This window comes from Bacteroides sp. 51 (assembly GCF_010500965.1).
Taxonomy (GTDB): Bacteria; Bacteroidota; Bacteroidia; order Bacteroidales; family Bacteroidaceae; genus Bacteroides.
In genome coordinates this window covers 196,534-216,294 of the sequence record NZ_QVMI01000009.1, presented here as the reverse complement: position 1 = coordinate 216,294, position 19,761 = coordinate 196,534, and the positions used below count along the sequence as shown (strand labels likewise).

At 45.2% G+C, this 19,761-nt stretch carries 10 protein-coding genes and 2 pseudogenes; 3 read left to right on the top strand and 9 right to left on the bottom strand.

Going from position 1 to position 19,761, the window contains the following annotated elements; all coding sequences use genetic code 11:
* Window positions 1-7: 7 nt before the first annotated feature.
* The 5 genes and pseudogenes from D0T87_RS09145 to D0T87_RS09130 all read right to left on the bottom strand — a co-directional run bounded on the left by D0T87_RS09145 (window position 8) and on the right by D0T87_RS09130 (window position 9,716).
* On the bottom strand, window positions 8-4,252 hold the full coding sequence (locus tag D0T87_RS09145) for a hybrid sensor histidine kinase/response regulator transcription factor (protein ID WP_163174826.1): 4,245 nt from the start codon (window positions 4,250-4,252) through the stop codon (window positions 8-10).
* A 167-nt stretch (window positions 4,253-4,419) separates the two neighbouring features.
* A complete protein-coding gene (rhaM, locus tag D0T87_RS09140) occupies window positions 4,420-4,734 on the bottom strand; it encodes an L-rhamnose mutarotase (protein WP_163174825.1) in 315 nt (104 codons plus the stop codon).
* Between the two features lie 9 nt (window positions 4,735-4,743).
* Window positions 4,744-6,372 carry a GDSL-type esterase/lipase family protein gene (locus tag D0T87_RS24575; protein WP_255495860.1) on the bottom strand — a complete coding sequence of 543 codons (1,629 nt, stop codon included), beginning with the start codon at window positions 6,370-6,372 and terminating at the stop codon, window positions 4,744-4,746.
* A gap of 57 nt (window positions 6,373-6,429) precedes the next feature.
* Window positions 6,430-7,812, bottom strand: a pseudogene (locus D0T87_RS24570) (glycoside hydrolase family 105 protein); the annotation flags it as partial.
* 50 nt (window positions 7,813-7,862) lie between these two features.
* A complete protein-coding gene (locus tag D0T87_RS09130) occupies window positions 7,863-9,716 on the bottom strand; it encodes a rhamnogalacturonan lyase (RefSeq protein WP_163174824.1) in 1,854 nt (617 codons plus the stop codon).
* 209 nt (window positions 9,717-9,925) lie between these two features.
* Here D0T87_RS09130 and D0T87_RS09125 point away from each other — a divergent pair.
* The 3 genes and pseudogenes from D0T87_RS09125 to D0T87_RS09115 all read left to right on the top strand — a co-directional run.
* A pseudogene (locus D0T87_RS09125) lies at window positions 9,926-10,624 on the top strand (DUF6250 domain-containing protein); the annotation flags it as partial.
* A 38-nt stretch (window positions 10,625-10,662) separates the two neighbouring features.
* Window positions 10,663-11,952: a hypothetical protein gene (locus tag D0T87_RS09120; protein ID WP_163174822.1), complete on the top strand. Its 1,290-nt coding sequence runs from the start codon at window positions 10,663-10,665 to the stop codon at window positions 11,950-11,952.
* A 127-nt stretch (window positions 11,953-12,079) separates the two neighbouring features.
* Window positions 12,080-12,469 (top strand): RagB/SusD family nutrient uptake outer membrane protein, encoded by a 390-nt coding sequence (locus tag D0T87_RS09115; RefSeq protein WP_203558649.1) that lies wholly within the window; start codon window positions 12,080-12,082, stop codon window positions 12,467-12,469.
* A gap of 267 nt (window positions 12,470-12,736) precedes the next feature.
* On the opposite strand, the gene D0T87_RS09110 is transcribed toward D0T87_RS09115, so the two are convergent.
* The 4 genes from D0T87_RS09110 to D0T87_RS09095 form a co-directional block, all read right to left on the bottom strand.
* A complete protein-coding gene (locus tag D0T87_RS09110; protein ID WP_163174821.1) occupies window positions 12,737-14,584 on the bottom strand; it encodes a silent information regulator protein Sir2 in 1,848 nt (615 codons plus the stop codon).
* A gap of 31 nt (window positions 14,585-14,615) precedes the next feature.
* Window positions 14,616-16,445, bottom strand: coding sequence for a rhamnogalacturonan lyase (locus tag D0T87_RS09105; protein ID WP_163174820.1), 1,830 nt, complete (start codon window positions 16,443-16,445; stop codon window positions 14,616-14,618).
* A gap of 19 nt (window positions 16,446-16,464) precedes the next feature.
* Entirely contained in the window at window positions 16,465-17,847 is a 1,383-nt protein-coding gene (locus tag D0T87_RS09100) for a sulfatase-like hydrolase/transferase (RefSeq protein ID WP_163174819.1), read from the bottom strand.
* 191 nt (window positions 17,848-18,038) lie between these two features.
* Window positions 18,039-19,745 (bottom strand): RagB/SusD family nutrient uptake outer membrane protein, encoded by a 1,707-nt coding sequence (locus tag D0T87_RS09095; protein WP_163174818.1) that lies wholly within the window; start codon window positions 19,743-19,745, stop codon window positions 18,039-18,041.
* Between the last annotated feature and the right edge of the window lie 16 nt (window positions 19,746-19,761).

Genomic DNA, 19,761 nt, shown 5'->3' with positions numbered 1-19,761 from the left:
AAGCCTGCTATTTTCCTTTCTGATAAACAGAAGGAGCTATACCAAATTGCGCCTTAAAACATTTGCTAAAATAGAATGGATCGTCGATGCCGACCTTATAAGACACCTCGGAAACCGTCAGGTTACCTGCAAGTAAAAGCTCGGCGGCTTTCTTCATACGCATAATACGTAGATATTCATTAGGCGAATAGCCCGTTATCCCTTTTACCTTCTTATAGAACACCGTACGGCCAATGTTCATCAAGGAAGCAAACTCATCAACAGAGAAATGAGAATTACCCAGATTATCAACCAGGATCTGATGAAGCTGATCTACAAACTCTTTATCACGCTCAGAAGCATACACAGCAGAACGTACAATGCCGGGTTCTTCAGAGAACTTTTCTTTTAGTTTCTCCCGTTGCTCCAGTAGTTTTACAATACGGGTCAGCAACAAACGGATACTAAATGGTTTAGAAAGATAAGCATCTGCCCCACTTTCAATTCCTTCCAGATGGTTCTCGGGAAGGGTTAATGCGGTTAACAAGATGACAGGAATGTGACTGGTATTAAACTCCGATTTCAATTTCCGGGTCACTTCATAGCCATTCATTCCAGGCATAAGTACATCACAAACAATCAGGTCGGGTTCAACCTCCTGAGCCATCTGGAAACCTGTGGTACCATTATCGGCAACCTCAACCTGAAAATAGGCACTCAACTCCTCGCGCAGGTATTGCCGTACATCAATATCATCTTCTATCACCAAGATTTTCTGCTTATTCAGTGGATTAGGCTTCACGAACTGTTCCAGAGCGTTATCCAACATATCCAATAGTATCGGCTCTTTCTTTTCCTGAGTCAATAGATTGGTTGGAACCAGGAAGTCTTTTTCTTCATAAGAGTGCTCATCTAAAGGAAGAACAACCGTGAAAACAGATCCACCTCCCGGGTTATCGTCGTATTTAATTTCTCCCTTGTGCACTGTTACCAATTCATGGGTAAGATGCAAGCCTACACCTACACTTTCGCCGGAAAAGCTACTTTGCATAAACCGGTTAAATAGCTCACTCCTTTTCTCTCTTGGAATACCCACCCCTGTATCGGTCACCTGTATTTCCAACAACTGCTTCTCTTCATGGATATTGACGTATAAGCAAACACGACCGCCTTGTGGAGTATACTTAAAAGCATTAGACAACATATTATAGGTAATCTTATCCAGTTTCCCTTTATCAATATACATTTTATACGAAGTAACCGAAGGTATAAACTGAAAGTCCATATTCTTCGACTCGGCCATATCCTCAAAACTCAGGAAGATTTCATAAAGCATGGCAACCACATCCGTCTTTTCGAGGGAAAGCGCCAGTTTGTTGTTTTGCATCTTCCGGAATTCCAATAGCTGATCGATGAGCCGGAGCATCCGCCGGGTACTTTTTTCCATTGTTTGCAGCGGATAGGTAACTTCTTTAGGAATGTCACCCATTCTACGTATACGCTCCAATGCCCCCTGAATCAGAGTTAACGGCGTGCGGAACTCATGCGATATGTTGGTAAAGAATACGAGTTTATATTCCGTGAGTTGCTTTTCTACCGCTATTTTATTATTCAACAGATAGAAGTTACGGGTCACCCGATATGTAAAGTACAAGGCTATAATGATAAATAACGCATAGAGGACAAAAGCCCACGGAGTTAAATATATTGGTGGATTGACGGTAATGAGAAGTGAAGAAACCGTATCACTCCATACCCCCGAGCTGTTGCACGATTTAACTAACAATTCGTATTTGCCGGGAGGCAGCATCTTATATGCAGCAAAACTCAGTGTAGAAGGTGCACTCCAGGTCTTGTCATAATTCTCCAGCATATAGGAATACTTCGTTTGCCGGGTATCGGAATAGTTGAAAGATGAGAAATCAATCGTTATAGAGTTTTGATTGTGTTTCAACGTTATCCCTTCCGAGTAAGCCAGTGAACTGGTTAACGGAGAGTCCGGATCGCCTGGAAGCATATTAATCCCATTCACATTGAGGTTAGTAAATACAACAGGAAAGACTACAGATGATTTCTTCACCATCTCCGGACTGAACACGATAAAGCCATAGTTGGACCCTAAAATTAAATCGCCATTGTCGCATTGGCTGACTGACCCTTCGGTATACACGTTTCCGTGAGAATAGGCAGAAAAGAAATAGCTTTCAAAGAGTTGCTCGGAATGTACAAACTTCGAGATACCGTATTCGGTTCCCATCCAGATATTGCCTTGCCGGTCTTCTGCAATGGACTGAACAACATCATTACACAAGCCGTCGTCTATTCCATAGTGGTTGAATTCCAGGGAGCTATAATCTCCGTTTGGCGTGCATAGACTTACTCCAAATCCAGAAGCAGCAATCCAAATGTCACCTCTACTATCCGAGAAGATGTATTTTATTTCATTGCTTCGCAGTTGTCCTTGCGCGTAGTTATAGTGGTAATACGCTTTAGGATCGGCAAGTAAACTATCGGGATGGAATACATATATCCCATTACTGGTTCCCAACCAAAGCCAGCCATTCTTATCTTCGCAAATTGTACGTATCTGGCGCTGATTGTAATTCTCATTAAAGAAGTGGCGGAAGATGTATTTATTATCTTTCTTTATCGGAACATCCAGTCCACCACCAAAAGTTCCGACCCACATTCGCTGTTTACTGTCTTTAAAAAGGCAAAAGATATTATCATTACCTAACGATTCGGGATCTGATGTATGTTTATACCATGTATTATCAATACAAAGTCCGTCGCCACGGGTACCCATCCAGATTTTACCTTTATCGTCTTTCAGTACAGCATATATATTGGAATGGAAATCTTTACGGGAGTATTTCAGATTAAACTGCATATCATATACATACAGTCCGCCACGACGGGTACCAATCCAGATTTCATCTTCATTTACCCTTGAAATCATACGGATGGTATTGGAACGGTCTAACAAGTTCGGATTCTCTGGGAAATAGCGATATGACCCTTCGTTAATGACGGTAATACGCGAAACCCCTTCGAACTCCACACTCACCCAGATCTCGCCCGAGCGGTCTTCCATAACTCCCAACAAATAATCCGAACTTATATGGCTGAAGCCACTCATACCTGCTGTAAAATGAGTCAACTCATCCTTCGTTATATCATAAGCAAACAAACCATTCCCGTAAGTTGATATCCAAATGATATTTCGTGAATCGTGCACAACGGAATAACGCTCGGCATCAATATGCCCAAGTTTCTCGTTGGGGATGAGGCGAAAGACCTTTTTCTCGCCGGTTTGTACGTTCAGATACCACATTTTTCCGGAGTGGTTATAGATCCAGTAATTATCTTTATTGTCTTTTATTACATTAGCCGAATGTATTTGTTCACCAAACAGTTCATACCGGGATTTCACTTCTTTCTTTATAAAATCATAGGAATACATGCCTGTTGTTGCGCAGATTATCCATTCGTTTTCCAGGAAAAAATGATCGATAATATTTAGATTGGGGGCGTTCAACTTTGTTTGTAACACCAACCGGGAGGATGATTTATCGAAGATAAAGATTTTACCGTCTCGTGTACAAAAGTAGGTACTCCCATGATAAGAGGTCATCCGATGAAAGTTCTCATTGTTGTTTACCAATGTATTATTGCCATCGACCACCTGTACAAGTCCTTTATTCGTTCCGATCCAAATAACTCCGTTCTCACCTTCGGATATAAAGTTTATCGTATTACTCGGTACATTGCCTTGTTGCAGCCTATAGGTGTAAGAACGGAAGGTTCCGTTTTCATAAATAACTCTACGTGCTCCGTTGTTTTCGTGCCACAACCAGATGTTGCCATTCGATGCAAACATACGGCTGGCATATTTCTCTGCGTGCTCGCCACAACCGGTAAAATCGACAAAAGAGGCGCTCTTCAGGTCATAGCAGCTATGACGTTCTGTCGATAGATAAATCCACAGAAAGCCATTCTTATCCTCTTGAATGTTATACACCTTACGGTCGGCCAGAGACAAGGAGTTATCTAACGATGGGGAGTAAGAAATAAAGGAATTACCGTCATAGCGGTTCAATCCATTAAAGGTACCCATCCATATAAATCCTTTGCTGTCCTGCATGAAATGACGGACTGTACTATTGGCCAGCCCATCGGCCATCGTTATTTGCTTGGAACGAACTTCAACAGCAGCAAAAGCACATGTTACTGAAAGTAAGAATAAAAATATGCCTAGTAATCGCAGATTCATGTTTTTCACGTTTTATACCTCAAAAATAGCAAGTTATTTGAACACAAAGGCACAGAGATACAGAGATTTTCAATTTCGAACTCATTATTCTTAATTTAACCTCTGCATCTCTGTACCTCTGTATTCGATTCCGTCTGCATAGAAACCTGGCAGCGGCACCTTGCCACTCATTCCATTCGGAAAACTTCCTGCAAAGGAATAGACACCGGAGAATTATCGGGGTTGGTATCCATAATGTCGGCCATATAGTCCCACCATTTTTGCACAATTGGATTCGTGCCCATATCTTGTGAAGACTCTTCACCGCGCACTTTCTGGCAGGCAAACAATATATTGGTTTCTTTGTCCCAGAAGATAGAGTAATCATATATCCCATTATCTGAAAGCAGCTTCTTTAATTCCGGCCAGATTTCATTGTGGCGTTTTTCATATTCAGCCTCACAGCCCGGCTTCAGGTACATTTTAAAAGCCTCTCTTTTCATGGTTAATCTTTATTTGAGGTTAATGTATACAGGTTTGTCTCTTTCGCAAAAGATTTCTCCGTTACGGAATTGCAATTCTACTACATGCAAGGTTGAACGGCGGGTATCCGGATTATCTTCTCTGGCTCCGGCACCTTGCCGCCCCGGATGAGTGAAATAGAACAGATAAGCACGGCCATTATTCACTACAACATCACAGTGCTGCCCCTGTGTTCCGTCATCCGGACCACTGCCACCACCTTGAAGCAGGTTATTCTTTTGACGTTTCCAGTTCTTCATATCATCAGACGAATAGATACCTAATCCATCCCAATTGTCGACAACCATAAAGTACCGGCCTTTCCATTGGAATACTTTAGGGCCTTCGCCCCGGCGGTCGAAGATAGCTTTGCCATAGTTTGTCCAGTTTTTCAGGTCTTTACTTTCCGAATAATAGATGGATTTGTTGTCGCGCTCGTTATTGTAATACATCCGCCACATTCCGTTGGGCGCTTTTACCACAGAGGCATCAATTACTTTATCTGAAATAAGGTTCGCTTTCGAATCAAAGGTCCAGTCTATCAGGTTTGTACTTACGAAGTGAACGATCTCGCGCTCATGTTGCCAATCTGTAAATATGCCCGGAACAACAGTCAAGAACATGTGGTATTTGCCTCCATCTTCGATTACATCCGGTGCCCAGTAGGTATAGTTCTTATCGCCATAATTGATCTTGGCATCAGCACGATACGTCCAGGTAGCGCCACCATCGGTTGATTCGGCGATACCGATCGGGGTTCCATGCACCCAATCTACGCCATTTGTTTGCTTCAGGTTGGCGCGACGGTTGGTATAAAACATAAACCAGCGTTGTTCCTCTTTATTCCAGATTACAACCGGATCGGCAGCGCCATCGTAAACGCGATCGCGATATAAAGGTTTGGCAGCAGCTTTATAATCACGATTAAGTGCCGACTTTAAGATATACTCATTTAAAGGATAATCTTTAAGTTGTTCCAACCCTTCGATGGCTGATTTACAGTTTATAATTGCACCTTCAAAGGTGGTATGAACGCGGTCCATAAAATAAGCAGCGGTAGCATCCTGTCCCATAGCTTCAAATTTACGGGCAGTAATATCATTCAAGTCAATATACGGAACGTTCTCTTCTTGTGCTATTTGTTTAGTCCACAAGCCGTACGTCTCATCATTACGGTTCATACGATTGCCTGTCCAGGAGTTTCCGGGAGTATGGGATAACAGAATAACATTTGCTCCGCGTGCCTTCGCCTGACGTACATATATACGCAGGTAGTGCCCGAAAGTAAAAACTTCTTCCGGTCCGCTATGTCGTTCCATGATAACTGTTTCCGACTGATTGCCAATACCTTTTAAAGATGCACGCGCTCTACCGGTATTGAGTGGTCCGCCATCATTATGACCGAACTGTACGAATAGATAATCACCCTTTTTAATGCCTGAAAGCACCTTATCCCACAACCCTTCGGTGTAGAAAGTACGGCTGCTGCGTCCACCTAATGCATAATTCTCTACTGAAATACGACTTGTATCGAAGAACCAGTCAAAGAAACTTCCCCAGCCCCACTGATTACGGTCGCCTCTGCCACTACCGTTCTTCATCGTCGAATCGCCAATCATAAAGACTACCGGCGCGTTTTCATCAACACGACTACCGCCTGCCGGAGCTTCACTGCCTCCTGAAGCATCTACACTGAATATCGGAGAGGGAGTACTTTGTTCTACGCCGTAGTACTGAACTACGCTATCGTTCATCTTCGGATGTTGCTGTCTCAACAGGTTTATCATCTCGGCACCTGCCCATAGTACAGGACCATAACCATGAGCAGCATAAACATTGACGGGACGATAATAATAAAATGCCGGATCGAATCCCATACCTGTACCGACACAGGTTCCTTCTACTTCGCCGGCGGCATTGATCTGGGTGGTAACAGCGTGCCAACCCAATTGGGCAACCGGACCGTAAGCAATTGCATCAATCCAACCGTTGTTTATTCCACGGGCAAGACAATACACAAAGATAGCCGTAGCCGATGTTTCCAAATAAGAATCATTCCGGTCTAACAGTTGATGCCAAAAGCCTTCTCCGCTTTGACAAGCAGCGATGCCACGAACATGTGCACGATATTGTTCCAGCACTTCCTCATATCCCGGATGGTTTTTAGGAAGAACATCCAGTACCTCGGTCAGGGTAAGAATAGCCCAACCATTGGCACGCCCCCAATGGAAAGCCGGATGGTCTTTCATGCTTTCGACCCAACCATGACGGTAAAGACCTTTTTCGGGTACGAACATACGCCCGGAGAACTGCCGTATTTGTTTTACTGCTTCATTGTAATATTTCACTTCACCGGTGAGTTTTCCCATCTGTACAATAGCTGGGATGGACATGAACATATCATCCAGCCATAACGTATTGCGCTGAGGACGGTTGCGTGCAAATGTACCATCTCCTAATCTGTATTCACGATACATGATGTAGTTCATGTAGTTATCAATCAAAGGACGGAAATCCATCTTTTGATTCATGAGTTGTGCTTTGATCATAGCCGCACACATAGCTCCCGCATCATCCAAAGCATGGGGAGTCAGGAGTTGCCTCATCTGAGGATCAATCACTCCGTAATCGTTCATCAATCTTTTGAAATGAGGAGCGGTTTCAACCAGAAGACTAAAACGATCTGTCACGTATTTGTTATAAGTCGTATCTCCTGTTGCCTGTGCTACGGCAAGCATGGCAGCGTAAGTTACTCCCCACTCATAACTGGCCAGACGGAACAATCCGCGATCAAGAACCGCATTAGCATCCATTGAAGTATAGTCCGTTATTGCTTTCCCGTTCTCTTTGTCTACCACACGTGCCGGGGTTGCTGTTTCCAGAAAATGAAGCACACGGTCCAGATTCGTTTTAATACCATCAACAGTTACCATTCCATAAGGCACCTTATAGTCTGGTTGTAATAAATGCAATGGGGTATTTACATCATTTATGGTTTCTTTCTTCTTTTGTTTCTGGGCTTGTACCGGCAATGCGATGATAACGGAAAACAATCCCATCAGGATCAATAACTTCTTAAACTGTTGCATATTCTTTATCATTATATATCTTACTTGAATTCATATCCCCGGAACATTCCTTTCTTCAGGTCAGGGCCAAAATAAAATCCTGGCTGAGTGGGCTGGTTATACGCCACATTTTGTGTCGCAATGCTAATCCGGTAAATGGGATCTTCCAGGAATGTGTGGAAACGGTACTCTGTAGGAATGGTTGAGACGTAAAGTCGTAAAGAGGCGTTGTCTTCCGAACGCAATAATACTTCTTCACGCCAATCGCCAATGATATCGCCTTGAAGGGAGGGATTGGACTTTGTTCCGTTATTAGAAACGGCCCCTTCAAATACGGTTAACGGTTTACATACTTTCTCGTTCCAATCGTACTTACTAACCACGTTCTTGTCTAATAACTCGCGAAGTAAGTCACCATCCCACCACACAGCCATGTTGACAGAGAAGGATCTTATGTTGGGATTGACAATTTCACCTTTTATATTGCGCATTCCACCTGTATCCCAAGTCCACATCTCTACACCATAGTTAGTGGGGTCAATATCGGCAGCCATTGCCCGCCCAACATCGATATTGCTTTTCACTTGCCATATCACTTCGCCGGTAGCGGCATCACGGAAAGACGAGCCATCGCGCTTATTCTCATGGCAGTCCCAAACCTGGAGCCTGGGATCGGATGGATCGAACTGTGTCATGTGTATAGCATCACCGTGTCCCATGCCTGTACTATACAGTCCACGTCCGTCATGGTCGATGGCACAAGAGCCATAGATTATTTCGTCGCAGCCATCACCATCCACGTCTCCTACACGGAGGTTGTGATTTCCTTGTCCGGCATATGCGCTCCACTGCGGATCATTGCTGTCAAAAACCCAGCGCTGTTTCAGTTCACGGCCGTTCCAGTCGAAAGCCGCAAGGACGGCACGGGTGTAATATCCACGGCACATTACCACGCTTGGGTGTATGCCATCCAGGTAGGCGATACATGCTAGGTAACGATCACTACGGTTCGCTCTTTCATCTCCCCAATCTTTCAGGTTTCCACGTTGTGGAATATAATCTGTGGTGTATAATGCCTCACCGGTTTCTCCGCTGAATACAGTCAGATACTCGGCGCCAGTCAGAATACGGCCATTCTTTGCACGATAATCAACTTCCGGATTACCGATGACTTTTCCTTTACCGTCTATTGTTCCATCGGAGGTTTTTATTACGACTTCAGCACGATTGTCTCCATCCAGATCGAACACCATAAACTGGGTATAATGAGCACCGGCACGAATATTACGACCTAGATTGATGCGCCAAAGGAAGGTGCCATCCAACCGATAGCAGTCGAACAATACCGGACCTGTATATCCGTCATGTGCGTTATCGTGCGCATTCGTTGGGTCCCATTTCAGGATGATTTCATATTCGCCATCACCATCAACATCGCCAATACTGGCATCATTGGGGCGATAGCTGTATGTTTCGCCATTCGGGGTTACTCCGTCTTCCGGTTTATTCAATGGTATATCTAAATAACCAATAGGAGCATTCTCGGGAAGCGTGTAACTGTTCTTTAGTTCTTTACTTCCTTTTTGCTTTGCCACAGGTTCAACAACATAGGTCACAGCCTCATGTCCGGAATATGCATCTTTATAACATGTGCTTTGGGTAACGGGGGTGTCGGTTAGTCTTTTACCGTCTCTATATACATGGAAAGCGACGTTCATCGGGTCGGATGACAAATAACGCCATGAAATAAATACTGTAGATGGAGACTCGCGCAGGGCTACTACTCCGCGCCCCAGTTTTTCACGTTTCAGCTTTGAGAAGTCGTAAGCAGGCTGTGCACAAATACACGCAACACTGCTTAATAATGTAAACAGAAGTATGATTTTCGTTCTCATAATATAAGATATTGAGGTTATCGCATTCCAATAACCCGGTTCGGATTCTTTAGATGAACAAAAATACTTTTTTTGATTGCGAAGTATCCTATACGTTTGTACAATTACCTGTAAATCCGTCCGAAACACTAAAAACACATTGGATGAATAACTATTTTCGATTATTTTTGGGAAAACGAGCTCTTACATATAATATCAAAAAAACAATCATGAATACACTACTCAGATTATTCTTCTTTTCATTCATTGCGCATGCTACAGTTACATTATATGGGCAGGGCGTTACGAGTTCCGGTTTAAACCCCAAAGAGTTTGAACAATACTGGAAGATAGAATCCGAGTCACCCGATTATAAGGTTACTTTCTTGAATGATACGGTCGAAGTACTGGCCCCCAAAGGACTCACACTCTGGCGGAAAGAGAAGATGAATGGGGATGTTACCATTGAATATGATGCTTGCATTATGGATGAAGGCAAGCCCGGCGATCGCCTGAGTGATTTAAATTGCTTCTGGATGGCATCAGACCCGCTCTATCCCGACAATCTTTGGGAACGCTTCGAATGGAGGCAAGGGATATTCGATCATTGTTATTCTTTACAGATGTATTATGTAGGGTATGGAGGAAATTATAACTCCACTACACGGTTCCGCCGCTATGATGGTAATTACGAGATTGTGAAAGAAGAGAAGAAACGTCCCGATATACTCAAAGAGTATACAGACGAGGAGCATCTGTTGAAACCCAATAAATGGTATCACATCAAGATAACCGTCTGCGGAAACCAGATTACCTATAGCATAAACGGCGAACAACTTGTCGACTTTTACGACCCGAGTCCATATCGTTCCGGCTGGTTTGGCTTCCGTACAACTGTAGCCCGGGCACGTATCGCCAATTTTAGCTATACATATCATAATCTTGTTAAATAATAAACCACAAAGCCATGAGAACATACAAAGAAATAAGAAGAACCGGTATTATACCTTTCCTTTGTTGTATAATGCTTTTTATCGCAAGTGTTGAGGGCAAAGCCCAGATAGGCAAACGCTTTCCTTCGGAGATGTCCAGTTATACAGATCCGATTACCGGAGTACCCGTTAAAGTACTCACCAACAATCCGGAATATAGTGATTCGCGCATCTATCAAACTCATCCGCAATGGACTTATGATAATCAATATATCGCTTTCCGGTCTAAACGTACAGGTAACGGACAACTGTTTTTTGTACAGGAGAAGAACGGAGAAATAATCCAGATTACTGATGGAGAAAGGAATGGCGAATATAACCTTTCGCGCAAAAAGGGGCTTCTTTATTTTATGCGGCGTCCGGAGGGCAAGCCTGCGCAGGTTATTGAACTTGATTTTGACCGTGTACTTGCCGATAGCCAGAAGGGCAAGATGAAACATCATACAAACTATGAACGCCTCATTACCGAATGGCCGGACTCACTCAGAGTATCGGGCGGAATGGCTCTTGATGTAGAAGAGGATCTTTTATACGTAGGCGTTACTCCACCGCACGATATAGAAACATGGAAGAACCCGATTGACGACTCTAGCCACCGGATAAAAAACCGTCCGGGAGGAATCCGAACCATAAATGTCAAGACCGGAGAGATTGGCTTTGCTTTTAATGTTGACTTTACAATGGGACATGTACAAGCAAGTCCTTTTATTACACGCGAAATCGTTTTCTGCCATGAAACCGGTGGTGACTCACCCCAACGTATGTGGTTTGGTGATATGAAAACAAATACCTACCGCCCGTTATATATTGAGTCTGATTATGAATGGGTAACACACGAAACTTTTGCCGATGCCGACCATGTGTATTTCAATGTTTTGTGCCATTTGGAACGGCTCAAGACGAAGCCTTCGGGAATATTCTCCGTCAACTTGCGCAATGACCATGTACGTGTATTGGGACAGGTCATGGCGGAAGAGGTCAACGCCGATCTTAAGAGCATACCGGCACAAGCCAATAGCTTCTGGCACTGCAACGGTTCACAGGACAGGCAATGGGCTGTTGGAGATGATTTCCAAGGAAATATTTCATTGATCAATGTAAAAACGGGACAGATACATCTGCTGACAACAGGACACGTGATGAAACCCGATCATGCACATCCTTATTTCAGTACGGACAATAAGAGAGTATTGATACAATCGGGCAAGCTCTCCAATGGTGAGCGTCTGGCAATTATGGTAATTGATATCTCTAATATAAAGTAGTACCAGCGTTTCAACAGTTAGTTTAATTCCATTCAGCCTCTTACAAATCGCTCCTACAAAGCTTGTAGGGGCGATTTGCGTTTGCTGCAAAGACTGATTTGCGTTTGCTGCAAAGATCAACCTGTGTTTGCAGCAAACATCGACTCACGTTTGCAGCAAACGCAAATCAGTCTTTGCAGCAAACGCAAACAAGGTGCCCGAATGGTCAAGAAAAGGTCGTCAGACTCCCACCTCTGGTGAACTTACATCCAAAGTTGGGCAGTGGATACCTAATGTCTCTGTTCTTTATCAGAATGGAGAGTATGTTGCTCCCAAATTCAAAACGAATGATAACACCGCACATTGCAACTTCTTTGCCTCTCTTAACAAGACTGTATCCGGTGCTATCAACGCTGATGGTTCACAAAATAGTTACCGTGATGTGACGATGGCTCGTGTTGCCGAAACTTATCTTGTGCGTGCGGAATGCTATGCCCGCCAGGGTGATTACGGAAAAGCCATGGCTGATATCAATTAGAAATTGTTGACGTAAGTATTAAGATTACATAAATAATCTTCTGATATCAGGCAGGTTATTGCATTCAGAAGAGGGTTGCAGGTGATACTTGCAACCCTCTTTTGGTTTTAGCCCAAGAATCATCAAGTGTTTTAGATGTGGGGCTATGTATTTGAGAAAGTACTTCATTCGTTCTGAGAAAGTACTTCAACCCAGGTGAGAAAGTACCTCACGACAAACGAGAAAGTACCTCAGAACCGCTCTGCTATATAGCTGAAACTTCTATATCTACTCTCCCAGATAATACGAGGGAACGGGAGCTTGCGGATACCCCATAGAACGGTGTGCGATATAGTTCCGGTAAAGTGCATCTTGCATTAATGTTACCCGGCGGTCTTTTGCCGGAATATTGGTCCGGTAGATGCGCAATTCGCCCGGCAATGCAGTGATTATCTCTTCCCGCCAGTCGCCCACCACGTCGGCAATCATCAGGATATCTCCCTCTATGCCCTCAGTCAGCGTTTCTGCTTTCCACTTTACGATGCTTTGCTTACGACCGCCCGAGGAAGAACCTGCTCCCCAACGATTATCATCTCCCTTGAATGTCTCGCGTAAAAGGTCGGCATCCCACCAGGCCCAGTTGCGGCAGGGAGGAACGTCGTTGCCACTACCAATCTTCTTTCCATCAGAGGTCAGGAGATACTTATCGGTGCTTCCTCCTTTCTTGTCTTCCGTAGCGGAACACTCCAACCCCGGGTGTGTGGGATCGAAATCGGTAACCATGCCATCGCCCACATGAAACGTCTTATGCCCGATGTTCCATACCGATTTACCATCTTTGGGGTCGACAACGCATACTCCGCGACCATTATCGTGCCACGGCTCAAGGCACAGGAACAGTTCCATACCGGGACGAGCGGGGTCGATATCGGTCAGGTAAATTTTGTCGGGATGCCCCAGGCCGGTCGACCAAAGCAGGGTTCCGTTGTCGTCTAAAGCACACGAGCCAAGTATAATCTCGTCGCGGCCATCGTCGTCTATATCGGCGCAAATCATGCTGTGCGACCCCATGCTGCGAACAACAGGGTTTTCTTCATCTCCATCCCATCGCCACACACGTTCCAGCTTATCGCCTTTCAGCATCCAGGCATCTACAACCATGAGTTTGTAGGTACCGCGGGCGGCGAGTATGAATGGTGTTTTGCCGTCCAGGAAAGCCATGCCTATCTGGTTACGGTTCTGGCGGTTCAGGTTGCCGTAACGGTCGTTCCGCCCGGGCCAGTCAACGCGTGCAATCTCTTTGCCCGTCATTCCATCTAATATAGACAGGTGTTCTTCGCCACCGTCTACACGGCCCTGTTCATTACGCTTCACATGGTCGGGCGCCGTCTTAAGTGCGATTTCCGCTTTGCCGTCTCCGTTAAAATCATAGGCAATAAAAGGAGAGTACCAGATGCCCGGTTCAATTCCCTGCCCCAGATCTTTTGTCCACAGATACGTACCGTCGTTCAGGTAGGCTTCAATCTGGTATGTTTTCCCATTCAAATCGCCGGGATTGCCGGGGTCAACGTTCGATGCCGGGGTACGGATGATGTAGTCGTATGCCCCATCGCCATTCAGATCGGCAAGAGCTATTTTACCTGCTCTTATATCGGCCTGGTTCAGTTTGATGGAGGTATAATTAGGCGCAGAAAGGTCCGACAGCTTCACTTCGATCCGAGAGGAGGCCGGCTGCTCTTTATTATTCGCAATAGCCGAAACCCAATACATGGCTTCGCTGTTCGGAGAGGCATCTACGAAATCGCAGGTCTGTTTTACGGGCCTCGAATTCAGGCGTTTTGTTTTTCCGTTCACCGAACGATAAACATTGAAACTCACACTTTCCGGATCATCTTCGAGTAGCCTCCAGCTCAGGTAGACTGATTTTCCGTCTTGCGCAAGAGAAGCAGCAAGTCCCCGGTCCAGTTTCTCCTTTACACGTTCGTGGGCAAAACCGGTAATCTGCGACTTGGGCTCGTGGCGGGGTTCCAGAATCTCGTAATAATACGTCCGTTCGCGCAGGTCTTGTGCAAACGTCAGGCAAGGGATAGCCGCCAATATGCCCAGAGCCAGTTTTTGTAAGAATGAATGTTTCATGATAATGATGATTAGGTAAGTATATATATTCCTATTCGTGAGAATTGGTCACGTCCGTTCCGAAGTAAAAGCCGGGAGCCGGGGGTTGATTATAACCTACATTCTCGGTTACAACGCTCAGCATATAGATGTGATCTTCAAGGAAAGTCGGGAAACGGTGTTCCGTTTCGTAGGGAGTAAGATATATCCGCAGTTCATTGTTATCGGCGCTACGCCAGATTACCTCTTCCCGCCAATCGCCCAGGATATCGGCCGACAGGCAAGGGTTGGCTTTTGTTCCGTTGTTCGATAGAATGCCCTTGTCTTTGCCATCGAACAGGATTTCCATTCCATCGCCCGTCCATTTCTGTATGCGTACCCCATCCAGCAGTTCACGGCTCAGATCGCCGTCCCACCACACAGCCATATTGACGGAAGGAATCTTGTCGGAAATCTTTTCTCCCTTACAGCTATATAAACCACCCGAATGCGAAGACCAGACCTCACACCCCGGGTATCGGGGATCAATGTCGGCACACATCGCCCGTCCCACATCCTCGGAAGAGGGTATCCGGAAAAGGATCTCGCCGGTGCATGCATCGCGCAGCGAAGAACCCGCCGGAGGATACTCATGCCCTTGCCATACCTCGAAACCCAGACGGAAGGGGTCGATGTCGGTCAGGTGCATAGCGTCGCCATGCCCTAAACGGGTAGTGTGCAGCGGCGCTCCGTCATGGTCAATGGCACAGGCCCCATAAATGATTTCGTCGCAACCATCGCCATCCACATCTGCAACGCGAATGTTATGATTACCCTGATCCTCGTAATCCTTAAACTCCGGACTATCGGCTGTATCGAAACTCCATAGGTGTACGAGCTTACCATCCCGGAAGTTCCACGCCTGCATAGCCGACCGGCCATTATATCCCCTTCCCCAAAAGATGCCGGGATGCTTACCATCGAAATACCCCACTGCACCTAACTGACGGTCTACCCGGTTTCCATAATCATCTCCCCAATCTTCGGAACGTCCACGTTCTATATACGGACCACGGGCCAGTTCCTTTCCCGTCTTTCCATCAACTACGGAAAAGAACTCCGGCCCGCTGAGAATTTTGCCATACGTCCGCAACGACGGATCGCGGATTACATAATCCGTAATGCCGTCTCCATCCGTGTCGCCAATCACCCGACCATCGCCGAAGCGGGTTCCCTCGGACGATTTGATGGCAACTTCCGCGCAACCATCTCCGTCAAAGTCATAAACCAGGAACTGGAAGTACTGGGCGCCCTGGCGGATGTTCACCCCCAGGTCTATTTGCCACAACCGTTGGCCATTCAACTTATATGCTTCCAGCACCATGCTGTGTGGAGACACGCCTTTCTGAGAGCAGGCGTAAAAAGCACCCATGCGTTTGATTACAATCTCCAACTCTCCATCACCATCCAGATCGCCCACTGAGGCATCATTCGGTTGGAATACATGAGCCGTATCGAATGGTAGCGGTTCCAATGGAATAGACAAATAAGGCACCGAGGCCAATTCAGGGGTCAGAAGATAGGAAGCAATCTTTACCGCTTCCCGTTCCTTACCCGAACGGGCATACAAGATGTAGTACTGATCTAAAGAAGTATCCACACCTTTATCAACAAAATAAGTCGATTTGCTCAATGGACTATCATTCAGTTTAATCGCTTCTTGTTTGTTGGTAGACCGGTATAGGTCGAAAGTAACGCCTTCACTATCAGCTGCAAACAAGCGCCAGGACACGTTGACCACTCCATTCCCCTGATGTATGGCTATCATACCACGATTCATGGGTGTGTTGCCCTTCACTAAGGGCGAACACAGTATAAGAAGTAATAACAGCAAATTCTTCATGATGATGCGCAGTAAGGGGTTATTCACCTGCCAATGGCCAGTTTGGTGTGGATACACGCATCGCCCTCATTTCAGCCTCAAACCCGACAACCTTTTCCGGATAAGTGGCAGCAAGATTATTCGATTCCGTAATGTCTTCTTTCAGATTATAGAGTTCGAGCGGAGCGTCCTTTTTCACCGAAACCACCTTCCAATCTCCCTTGCGCGCGGCCCGTTGCTTACCAGTGAATTCCCAGTATAGTAAACGATTGTCCGTATCGACCTCTTCACCATAAAATAGCGGAAGAATATTCATTCCATTCAGGCGTTGAGGCGTTTCCGCATGAGCCAGCGCAGCCAGCGTAGGCAGGACATCGGGAAAGTAGATCTGATTATCCAACGTTTGCGCAAGCACCTTACCCGGCTGATTCACAATGAAAGGCACACGCAGACCTCCTTCATAGAGCAATCCTTTACGGCCCTTAAAGACACCATTACACCCCAGTTCTTCCAATGGTGCCTGAACGGCAGCTCCATTGTCAGACGCAAAGATGACCATCGTGTTCTCCCGAATACCCAGGCTGTCCAGCTCATCCATCAACCGGCCAATAGCCCTGTCCATATGAGTAATGAGCGATGCATAACGTTTCGTATCCATATCCCAGCTTTCATCATCATACCAAGATGTCTCGTCAATGATATACGGTTCATGGGGAGCATCAAAAGCAAGATACAGGAAGAATGGGTTTTCTTTATTCCGGTTGATGAACCGTATGGCGTCATCCGTAGATATATCTGTGTTATGCTTTACATGTTGATCGTGCGCATTTTCATCTATATTGATCAGCGAATCATTGTCGAAACGGTAGAACGGGTAGTAATACGGGTCATTGGAATGAGGGGTACTGATTAACCAACCGTAGAACTCATCAAATCCGCGATTCAAAGGCGTAGCTTCCGGGTTAAATCCGTCTAAGTGCCATTTGTTTACCAAACAGGTCTTGTAACCGGCACTGCCCAGTACGGTTGCAATAGTCGTGTCGGTTGGAAGGATGTGCATACGACGAATGGGGTTTCCATTCTTCAGACCTTCGACACCTCCTGCAACACAGAAGTTATCGCGAATCGTTGTGTTACCGGTGTTCCTGCCTGTCATCAAAGCGCAACGAGAGGGGGAACTAATAGCCGATCCGGCATAGCACTGCCTGAACCGGGTTCCGGTTTCGGCCAGTTTATCAATATGAGGCGTTTGAATATATTTATTCCCATAACAGGAAAGGTCGGCATAGCCCATGTCATCGGCCAGGATAAAAATGATATTGGGCTTTGAGTTGTCTGCTTCTTCTTTAGTGTTGCTACAAGCTGCAACTAGGGTTGCAGTAGAACAGATGCCTAACAGGGGTAAAAGATTCGTGGGTTTCATAATTATATCGGTGATTACTGTTTATACAAATTTACTTATGAGTATGACTAAATCCAATGTAAATATGTACTTTCTAATAGAATATCATGCTACCAATTCAAAGAGATCAAGGTTTATATACCATAACAGGCAGACTATCGGTTAAAGATTGTCTGCCTGTTAATGAATATAGGGTAGAATCTCCCTCTTAATTAATATCCTGCATTTTGAGTCAGATTCGAATTCTTCATTCTTTCCGATTGCGGAATCGGGAAGAAATACAGCTTATCATCCCACATGCGCGATACTACTTTACGTTCATAGTTGTACGTATCATCCGTGTTTTTAGTAATCTTCATTTCTGTGATACTCTTGAAATACTTATCCGCTTCCTTCCAGCGTCTTACATCCCAGAAACGGTGCCCTTCGAACGCAAGTTCTACCATACGTTCATTCGTGTACTGTTTCCAGAAATCATCGCTCGACAATCCAGTTGGCAATGAAGGCATTTCTACCCCTGTACGACCACGAACTACATTCACAGCTTCACGTGCCGACATCGGGTAAGTTGATGAAGTAGCATCTGCCGAACCCAATACCTTAAATACAGCTTCGGCATAGTTCAGATAAAATTCGCCCAAACGATACGTTACCCATGAATGGCGGGTTTTCGTACTTCGTCCACTGCTGAAATCGACATTCTTATCCAACAGTTTCTTCAGGTAATACCCTGTAGGTGTGGCACCGGCCACAGGTTGACCATTGGCTCCACCGGAATAGGTTTGGATAGCCTGTTTGTTGTAGAAAGGCCAACCTGTTTCACCATTCTTTACGATAGTCATTTCAAAGCGTGGATCTCTGCCCTCATAAGGATTAGCCGGATCATAGCCACTACCACTCTCATCCCAGAATTTTCCGGTAGCTTTCATCTGATAAGCATCTACCAGCGTTTGTGTCGGACAGTTTCCGGAATTACCACCTTCTACTCCGGCAGGGAAGTTACGGGACTCCAGGTTATTCAAATCGCCAATACGACGAACAAACAAAGCTTCATTGCTATTCCAGTTATTTGTTCCCCAGATCTCGGTATAAGCTATCAGTTTACGGTTATACTTAGCACAAGAATCCAGTACTGCTTTATTTGCCGAAGCAGCCTTTTCCCAAAGTGCTGTTTCATTGTTTGTATTGAACAACGGACTGGCAGCATACAACAGCGCACGGGCTTTCAAAGCCAAAACACTCAATCGGGTAGCACGCCCAGTATCCTGACTGCCAGGCAGAGCCATTGAGCCCAGGTTACTATAATCAACCGGTATATTTTTCACAATGGCATCGCACTCCTGTACAATGAAGTCTATGATTTCCTTGTATGACGTACGCGATAATGTATTGATCTCATCCACATTCATTTCAGTGGTATAGAATGGAACATCACCATATTGACGCACAAGGTTGAAATAGAAATATGCCCGTAGGAAACGCAGCTCATTCTCATAGTTATTGTAACGGAACATCTGTTGCAGATAGTCATCATTGAATTGCAACTCAGGGAAAGTCAACCCCAAATAGTTTTCCAGAAAGTGATTGCACCCTTGTATAGCTGCATAACTATTATTCCATGTGGTAGACGTAACATTCACAGGGCTTAAAGCGCCATTGTAAAAGTCGTGTATAACATTCGATTCCAGGGCATACTCGGCTTCGTCTGTGGCAGAAGCCAGCATAGCACCTCCATAGTCTCCACCATGATCATAATCCAACTTTGCATAAATGTCAGCAACTAACCCACTAACATTATTGAAGTTGAGTTTCATATAATCGTCTCCATAATTGGTGTGTTCCCGGTAGTTCATTTCATCGTTACAGGATGAAAGCGCCAGAATACAAGCCAATCCGGTAAATAATATTTTAAGTTTCATATAATTGTTCGAATTT